Consider the following 8,419-nt stretch of genomic DNA (forward strand, 5'->3'; position numbering starts at 1 on the left):
GGGCCCCGCCGGTCGACGCGCCAGGGGCGCGGCGAAACCCCTTAGCGTTTGCGGAAGGTCAGGTAGTGCGGTGTCCGCCCTTCGCGCAGCGCCTTCTGCTCGTAACGGGTCGAAATCCAGTCGTCCCAGGGGCTGCGCCAATCCTCGGGCGTCTCGGCAAGCCATTCGAACCCGTGACGCGGCACCTCTTCCAGCGTCTGGCGGACATAGTCGGGAATGTCGGTCGCGACCCGGAAGATCGCGCCGGGCTTCAGCACGCGGGCCAGCGGCTCCAGGTGGTCCGGCGTCACGAAGCGGCGGCGATGGTGTTTCTTCTTGGGCCAGGGATCGGGATAGAGCAGGAAGGCCCTGGAGATGCTGGCCTCGGGCAAGACGTCGAACATGTCGCGCACGTCCCCGGGATGCACGCGCAGGTTCGAAACGCCTGCGTCGCGGATCTTTCCAAGCAGCATGGCGACGCCGTTGATATAGGGCTCGCAGCCGATAATGCCCACGTCCGGGTTCTGACCGGCCTGGTGCACCATGTGCTCGCCGCCGCCGAAACCGACCTCCAGCCAGACATCCCGGCCACCGAAAACGGCCTTTAGGTCGAGCGGAACACGCTCGGGGTTTTCGTCCCAGGTCACGGCGCCGGGGCTCAGCCCCGCAAGGTCTTCCTCAAGGTAGACCTCCTGGCTGTCGCGCAGGTGCTTTCCCTTGCGGCGACCGTAAAAGTTGCGCCAGGGGGCCTTGGGATGTTTCTGGAAATCGCTCACGCCGTCGCCTTCTCATGCCGGGTCCGGCGCGGGACATAGCGCCAAAGCCGTCGGGGCTCAACCGCCGCGCGCGCGCCGTTCGCGGGCCTCGACCCCGCTGAAGGCCGACCAGATGAACAGCCGGAAGATCGGCACCTGGAGGAACAGCCCAACAGCGATGAGCACCCCCACCATCTGCACCTGCTCCTGGGGCAGGATGCCGGGGATACGCCAGCCGATGGCAAAAAGCGCGACGGCCACAAGCGCGTGCACGGCCATGGCGATCAGGGACCAGACAAGGCTGAATTTCCACGCTTCGCCGCCGGTGCTGCGACAGCCTTCGTTGTCGCGATAGCTCTGCGCGAACCACTGGAACGGCACGATCATCGCGCCGATACAGCCACCGATCAAGGCGCCGCGAAGGATCGCTCCGTTGAAGCTTAGGCCGATCACGTTGATCAGGATGTAGACGACGATCGCCACCGAGGCGGCAAAGATCGCGTAATGCTGCGCGAATTTCGTCGTGTAGGGGTAATCGGATCGGCTCATCGTGCGGGTCTCCCAGAAAAAACGGCGCCCCGAAAGGCGCCGTCTCTGTCTATCACAATTTGCGACCGGTTTTAAACGGCGGCTTTCAGGGCTTCGACCAGGTCGGTGCGCTCCCAGGAGAACCCGCCATCTGCGTCGGGCTGACGCCCGAAGTGGCCGTAGGCCGCCGTGCGCTGGAAGATCGGCTTGTTCATCCCCAGGTGGGTGCGGATGCCCCGCGGGGTCAGGTCCATGCACTGGGCAACAGCCTTCTCGATCGCAGCTTCATCCACCTGGCCCGTGCCATGGGTGTCCACGTAGATCGAAAGCGGCTTGGCCACGCCGATCGCGTAGGACAGTTGCAGCGTGCAACGCTCGGCCAGACCTGCGGCGACCACGTTCTTGGCAAGGTAACGCGCGGCATAAGCGGCCGAGCGGTCTACCTTGGTCGGGTCCTTGCCCGAGAAGGCACCGCCGCCATGGGGGGCTGCGCCGCCATAAGTGTCGACGATGATCTTGCGGCCGGTCAGGCCGGCATCCCCGTCAGGGCCACCGATGACGAATTTGCCCGTGGGGTTCACGTGCCATTCGGTTGCTGCGGTCAGCCAGCCTTCGGGCAGCGTTTCGCGGATATAGGGCTCGACGATCAGCCGCACATCGTCCGAGGTCAGCGACTCGTCAAGGTGCTGGGTCGACAGCACGACCGAGGTCACTTCCACCGGCTTGCCGTTTTCGTAGCGCACGGACAGCTGCGACTTGGCATCGGGGCCAAGGGCGGGTTCCTGACCCGATTTGCGCACCTCGGCCAGTCGACGCAGGATCGCGTGGGCATACTGGATCGGCGCGGGCATCAGGTCGGGCGTTTCGGTGGTGGCATAGCCGAACATGATGCCCTGGTCGCCTGCGCCCTCGTCCTTGTTCTCGGCCGCATCAACGCCCTGCGCGATATGGGCGGACTGCTCGTGCAGCAGGTTGGTGATTTCAACCGTCTGCCAGTGGAACTTGTCCTGCTCGTAGCCGATGTCGCGAATACAGTCGCGGGCGATCTGGTCGATGCGCCCCATGTATTCCTGCAGCTTGGCCTGGTCGGACAGGCCGACCTCACCGCCGATCACGACGCGGTTGGTGGTCGCGAAGGTTTCGCATGCCACGCGGGCCTCGGGCTCTTCGGCCAGGAATGCGTCCAGCACCGCGTCGGAAATCCGGTCGCAGACCTTGTCGGGATGCCCTTCCGAGACGGACTCGGAGGTAAAGATGTAGTTGTTACGTGCCATGGGAAGTGCTCCATTACCTGTTATCGCGCCCACGCCAGGAAGCCGTTGTGGGGCGGTTGTCCCTCGGCCCTTAAGGCCTTTGGCGACCGGGATCAATGCCGATCTGCCCACTGCGCCAAAGCAGGAGCCCGAACAGGAAAATAAGCAACACACCCACCGGGGAATCCCCGCTGCGGGCATAGAGCGTCGCCGGCAGCGCTGGCGGCAGGGCAGCGTCGAGTGCACCATGCTGGCCAAGCGGCAGGGAGGCGATGACCTGTCCACGGGCGTCGATCACCGCAGACACCCCGGTATTGGCCGCGCGCAAAAGCGGCAACCCCTGTTCTGCGGCGCGCAGTTGCGCCAGTTCGAGATGCTGGTAGGGGCCGGAAAATTCACCGAACCAGGCGTCGTTCGTGATCTGCACCATCCAGTCGGGCCGTTCCGCGCGACGAATGAATTGCGGAAAGATCGTTTCGTAGCAGATCATTGGGAAGACCGTGCCGAGGGCCCCGAGGTCCAGTTCCACGGGGCCCTCGCCGGGCGAGTAGCCTTCGCCCATGACCTCGGCCAGCCCACGCAATCCGGCGGCGCGTGCCATGCCCGACAGCGGGATGTATTCCCCGAAGGGCACCAGCCTGTGCTTGTCATAGATCGCCGCAAGCGCGCCGTCCTCTTCCAGCAGGAAGAGCGAATTGCGAGCGGTTCCATCGGTTTCCAGGCGCTGTCCACCGACGATGATGCGCGCCTCGCCTGCGGCTTCACCGATCGCCGCGCGCCAATCCTCCGAATGGCGCAGCAGGGCCGGCAGCGCGGTTTCGGGCCAGATGACAAGGTCCGGCTCCCGGTCTTGTTGGGGCGGCTCTGCAGTCAGGCGAAGCGAGCGCTCGAAGAAGACCGGCACCATTTCGGGCAACCACTTGAGATGCTGCGGCGCGTTTGGCTGCACCAGTCGGACGATGGCGGCATCGCCTGCGGGCTCCGGCGCCGAGGGGACCATTGAGGACAGGGCGAAAGCCGCCCCAAGGGTCGCGACGGGAAGCAGCAGCATCGCCCGATGCCAGATCAGCCCGGCGGCCAGGCCCGAGGACAGGCCGAGCGTCAAGACGGTCAGCCCATGCGGCCCGAGCCAGGCAGACAACACCATCATTGGCCCACCGAGCCAGACATGGCCCGGATGCGCCCAGGGAAAGCCGCTGAGCACATAGGCCCGGGCAAGTTCAGCCAGGGCAAGGGTAACCGTGAAAAGCCCAAGCCTCAGCCCCGGTGTCGGCCCGAAGTGCCGCGCCGCCCAAGCGGCTGCCGCCCAGAAAAGCGCAAGACCGCCAGCGAGGAAGACCAGTGCAAAGGGCGCCATCCACCCATGCCGCCACGGATCGACGAAGAAGGGTTCCACGATCCAGTGCAGCGCCAGCGCGAAATAGCCGGTGCCACCTGCCAGCCCGGTGAGGGCAGCCAACCGGTTGCTGTCTGCCCCGGCGACCAGGATGGCCAGCCCAGCAAAGCCTGCAAGGGCAAGCAGGGGCAGGTTGAAGGGCGCAAGCCCAAGGGCACCGAGCCCCCCCGCCAGGGCGGCCAGCAAAAGGCGTTGCCGCATCGACCGGGCCGCGATCCAGGCGCGCGCCGACGACATCGTCACCCGTTGCGATCCTTTGGCAGACGCACCCTGAGGCGCTTGATCCGGCGCGGGTCAGCGTCGAGGATCTCGAATTCCGCCCCCGAGGGATGCGGCACGACTTCCCCGCGCGCAGGCACCCGGCCCGTCAGCACGAAGACAAGGCCGCCAAGCGAGTCGACCTCTTCATCGTCGAGCCCCTCGGTCAGCGTCATGCCGATCGCCTCTTCGAACTCATCGAGAGGCGCGCGTGCGCGCGCGATCCAGCATCCCGGCGCGTCCTCGGACCACAGCTTGTCTTCCTCGACATCATGTTCGTCCTCGATCTCGCCAATGACCTGCTCGATAAGGTCTTCGAGCGTCACGAGGCCATCGACGCCACCGTATTCATCAATGACCAGAGCCATGTGAATCCGGGCGGTCTGCATCTTCTGAAGCATTACGCCGATCGGCATCGAGGGGGGCGCGAAGAGCAGCGGGCGCAGCATCTCGCGCAGTTTTATCTCGTGCCCGCCGCCGTTGAACCCGTAGGTCAGGGCGAGGTCCTTGAGGTGCACCAGCCCAATGGGCGTATCCATGGTGCCTTCGTAGACCGGCAGGCGCGTGAAGCCACTGCTGCGAAAGACCTTGATGAGATCCGGCAGTTCGATATCAACCGGAACACCGGTGATCTCGGCACGCGGCACTGCCACGTCGTCGAGCCGCATCCGGCGCAGGTTGTAGATCGAAATGGCCGCATGCGCAGCAGAGCCAGCCCCATGCGAGGGCTGCCCGTTGGTTTCGCGGCTGTCGGAAGGTTGGGCGTTGCCGAAGAGCCGGGCCAGCAGGCCGGGTCTCTGGTCTGACGTGTCGTCCGCCTCCTGCGCGCCTTGCGCTGCGCTAGAGGAGGGTTCGGGGGAGTCGTTCATGGATCCTTTCCAAGGAACATCCGGGCCTAAACACCCGTTACGCCCAATATGGGTCAGGGATACCCAAGGTTGCAAGGATGCGGGTCTCCAAACCCTCCATAATCGCGGCATCAGGGTCATTTATGTGATCGAAACCCAACAGATGCAGCGTCGCATGCACCAAAAGATGGCGAATATGGTCTTCGAAGGGCTTGCCCTGCGCCTCCGCTTCGCGTGCGCAGGTCTCATAGGCGATGGCGATATCCCCCAGTTCGTGGGGCGGACCTGCGGGATCGGGCACCGGCAGATCGGGCCATTCGCCGAGGGGCAGGTCGATATCCTCGGAGGGCCAGCTCAGCACGTTGGTGGGTTGAGGCTTGTCACGGAAGTCAGCGTTGAGAACGGCGATGCGGGCGTCGTCACAGGCCAGGATCGCGATCTCGAAGGCACCGTCTTCCAAGCCTAGCCCTGCAAGGGCCGCGGTGCAGGCCTGCTCTGCCATCCCGTCGAGATCAAAACGGTCCCAATCAGGGGCCTCTGTCACGACGTCCACGTCGAGATAGGCAGCCATCACGCGAACCCCACGGGAAGAATTTTCCGGAAAATTCTTCCTGCTTCAAAAATCTTCGACAAGATTTTTGCCCGTGATGAAAAATCTTCCGGCAAGATTTTTCCTACCCCCTGCGCTCCGGATCGTCGGCATCGTAGGCCTCGATGATCTTGGCAACCATCGGGTGACGCACCACGTCCTTGGCAGTGAAATAGTTGAAGCTGATGCCCTCGACACCTTCGAGAATCCGCTCAGCCTCGCGCAGCCCGCTGGTGACCCCGCGCGGCAGGTCGACCTGCGACCGGTCGCCGGTGATGACCATGCGGCTGCCCTGGCCAAGCCGCGTGAGGAACATCTTCATCTGCATCGAGGTGGCGTTCTGCGCTTCGTCCAGCACCACGTAGGCATTGGACAGCGTACGCCCCCGCATGAAGGCAAGTGGCGCGATCTCGATCCGCTTTTCCTCGATCAGCTTGGCAAGCTGCTTGCCTGGCAGGAAGTCATTCAGCGCATCGTAGAGCGGCTGCATGTAGGGATCGACCTTGTCCTTCATGTCGCCCGGCAGGTAGCCGAGTTTCTCGCCGGCTTCGACGGCGGGACGCGACAGGATGATGCGGTCGATGTGGCCGTTGATCATCTGGTTCACGGCGACCGCAACCGCGAGGTAGGTCTTGCCGGTGCCCGCGGGCCCGATTCCGAAAGCCAGTTCATGGGTGAAGAGCGCCTTGACGTAGTCCTGCTGCGCCTTGGTGCGCGGCTCTACCGTCTTCTTGCGCGTCTTGATTTCGAACTCGCCGGTCTGGAACATCTCCATCTGGTCGCCATCGCGCGTGCCGGTGCCCTCGCCCGAGTTGCCCAGCCTCACAACGGCATCGATATCGCCGGGCTCGATAGAGCGACCGGATTCTGCCCTGGCATAGAGTGTTTCCAGCACGCTGGCCGCTTCCTCGCGCTGCGCGCCATGGATGGCCAGCGCATTGCCGCGGCGCACGATCTGCACTTCAAGCAGATGTTCGACCTGCGCGATATTGCGGTCGAACTCGCCACATAGTGCGATCAGCAGTCGATTGTCGGGAAATTCCAGAACACGTTCCAGAGGAGCGTCTGAGGCGGGTGGAGGCAGCGTGGTGGTCGCCAATGGGGTCTCCAGCAACAGGGTTGTGCCTCCACATTGGCAACAGACTTGGCGCAACGCAACCTCTTGGGGGGCCGCAAGCGGAAAAAGGCCACATATTGAGCAATTCACGGGCAAAGAATGAAAACGAGCGGCCGCTAAGGCCGCTCGCGTCGTTCATGTCGCCAAATGCTGGGTTACTGGCGCGGAACCCAATCGCGGATACCTGCAGCACCGGCACCCGCATCCCCGACGATCGAGCCCGGAGGCGCGATCGGGGTGCAGACCGGCAGACCGGTGACCGGGTCGCGGCGGGCATCGATATAGCCCTCAAGCCCGTCATCCACGATCCAGTGCTGACAGCCATCGGGATCGACCCAGATGCCCGCTTCCAACTGGGTCAGGCTACCGGAATCGCGGCCCCTGTCCTGCCCGATCGCGCGCAGCGGTGCGGGATCGTTCGTGGGCGAGACCCCTTCGATGGTTTCAATACAGCCGGACAGAACAAGCGCAGAGGCGAGAACTGCCGCAATCTTCATCGGTTTCGCAATACTCGTCATCCCGGTCACCTGTAGCACACGATTTCAACACGGCGGTTCTGCTGCATGTTGGCAGCCGAGGTGTTGGGCACACGCGGGCGCCGCTCCCCGTAACCGATTTCGCGGGCGACCCGTGCGCCGACGGCGCGGGCGACGGCGGCCACCGAGGCCGCGCGGCGCTGCGACAGCGCCATGTTGTATTCATCCGAGGCCCGGCTGTCCGTGTGGCCGTAGATCGCGTAGGCGAAAGCCCCGGCAGAGCGGAAGAACTCTTCGAGAGTTGCCCGACCCGCAGACGTCAGGTGATGACTGTCGGTGGCGAAGAGCGTGTCGGAATTGGCGACGGCGCAGGTGTTCATCTCCATGCAGATCGGCATACCGTTTTCCGGGTTCACACGGCCCGTCATGTAGCCCTCGACGCCGCCATCGGCGACCCAGTGCATGCACCCGTCCGGATCGATCCAGATGCCCGGCTCGATCGTGCCGGTCACCGCCCCAGTGCTTTGCGCCGAGGCCACGCCCGGCGACAGGATCATCGTCAGCGATGCGATCAATGCCGCCGCCAGGATGGTCCCAAGTTCAGGAATTGTCAGACGCATAGCCGCGCACCCCCCCTTAATCGTTACCAGTACTCACTCACTCGTTCTTCCGCGTGGCAGCGCGGATTGAACCCTTGTCTTGAGGACGCAGTTTACCAGTGCGCGGCTGTTTGGGAAGTGTCTAAAGTTTTATTTCATCAAAGGATTTCGCTTTAACCGTCCAAAAGATAGCTAGACACCCCGCCAAGCCGAAGCGTTGCACTGGCTGCAGCAAAACCGGCCCTCGACCGTCAGGGTTAAAAATGGGAAACGATTGCCGCCTTGACGGAATACCGTTTCCAAAGCCGCGCCAATCCCGCATCTGAGCCGATTGCCGTCCGGGGATCGGGCCTCGCCCGCCGTCGCGGGGCGTTAGCCGATCAGCTCGCCCTTCAGCGAGTTAGGACCGCTTTCCACGATCCGCACAGGCGCGATTTGCCCCATCAGGCTTTCCGGGGCCTCGACATGCACGGCATGCAAGTGATCGGACTTGCCAACCAGCTGACCCGGCAGGCGGCCGGTTTTTTCGAACAGAACGCCGACCACGCGCCCGACCATGGCATCCTGGGCCGCGCGCTGTTGCTCGGTCAGAAGGGCTTGCAATCGCTGGAGCCGGGCATC

Annotated in this window: 10 protein-coding genes and 1 riboswitch; all 10 genes read right to left on the reverse strand. The window is 64.0% G+C overall.

The window, feature by feature from the left end:
* Positions 1 to 41: 41 nt before the first annotated feature.
* Complete coding sequence (gene trmB / locus ACEQXV_RS03570; RefSeq protein WP_370254831.1) at positions 42 to 755, reverse strand: tRNA (guanosine(46)-N7)-methyltransferase TrmB; 714 nt, start codon at positions 753 to 755, stop codon at positions 42 to 44.
* A 57-nt stretch (positions 756 to 812) separates the two neighbouring features.
* The gene (locus tag ACEQXV_RS03575) at positions 813 to 1,283 is read right to left on the reverse strand and encodes an ABZJ_00895 family protein (RefSeq protein ID WP_370254830.1); all 471 of its coding nucleotides are present in this window, start codon (positions 1,281 to 1,283) and stop codon (positions 813 to 815) included.
* Between the two features lie 71 nt (positions 1,284 to 1,354).
* Positions 1,355 to 2,536, reverse strand: coding sequence for a methionine adenosyltransferase (metK, locus tag ACEQXV_RS03580; RefSeq protein ID WP_370267947.1), 1,182 nt, complete (start codon positions 2,534 to 2,536; stop codon positions 1,355 to 1,357).
* Between the two features lie 6 nt (positions 2,537 to 2,542).
* Positions 2,543 to 2,593: riboswitch (SAM-SAH riboswitch) on the reverse strand.
* A 13-nt stretch (positions 2,594 to 2,606) separates the two neighbouring features.
* Positions 2,607 to 4,148 carry an apolipoprotein N-acyltransferase gene (gene lnt, locus ACEQXV_RS03585; protein WP_370267950.1) on the reverse strand — a complete coding sequence of 514 codons (1,542 nt, stop codon included), beginning with the start codon at positions 4,146 to 4,148 and terminating at the stop codon, positions 2,607 to 2,609.
* Positions 4,149 to 4,150: 2 nt separating this feature from the next.
* Positions 4,151 to 5,038, reverse strand: coding sequence for a hemolysin family protein (locus ACEQXV_RS03590; RefSeq protein ID WP_370254827.1), 888 nt, complete (start codon positions 5,036 to 5,038; stop codon positions 4,151 to 4,153).
* 37 nt (positions 5,039 to 5,075) lie between these two features.
* On the reverse strand, positions 5,076 to 5,588 hold the full coding sequence (ybeY, locus tag ACEQXV_RS03595; protein WP_370254825.1) for an rRNA maturation RNase YbeY: 513 nt from the start codon (positions 5,586 to 5,588) through the stop codon (positions 5,076 to 5,078).
* Between the two features lie 103 nt (positions 5,589 to 5,691).
* Positions 5,692 to 6,705, reverse strand: a complete 1,014-nt coding sequence (locus tag ACEQXV_RS03600) for a PhoH family protein (protein ID WP_370254824.1) — start codon at positions 6,703 to 6,705, stop codon at positions 5,692 to 5,694.
* A gap of 173 nt (positions 6,706 to 6,878) precedes the next feature.
* Positions 6,879 to 7,241, reverse strand: coding sequence for a hypothetical protein (locus ACEQXV_RS03605; RefSeq protein ID WP_370254822.1), 363 nt, complete (start codon positions 7,239 to 7,241; stop codon positions 6,879 to 6,881).
* Positions 7,242 to 7,246: 5 nt separating this feature from the next.
* The gene (locus ACEQXV_RS03610; RefSeq protein ID WP_370254820.1) at positions 7,247 to 7,819 is read right to left on the reverse strand and encodes an OmpA family protein; all 573 of its coding nucleotides are present in this window, start codon (positions 7,817 to 7,819) and stop codon (positions 7,247 to 7,249) included.
* A gap of 351 nt (positions 7,820 to 8,170) precedes the next feature.
* The coding region (locus ACEQXV_RS03615) for a TRAM domain-containing protein (RefSeq protein ID WP_370267949.1) at positions 8,171 to 8,419 on the reverse strand (249 nt) is incomplete at its 5' end.

The sequence above is a fragment of the Nioella sp. genome (genome assembly GCF_964229645.1).
GTDB lineage: Bacteria > Pseudomonadota > Alphaproteobacteria > Rhodobacterales > Rhodobacteraceae > Nioella.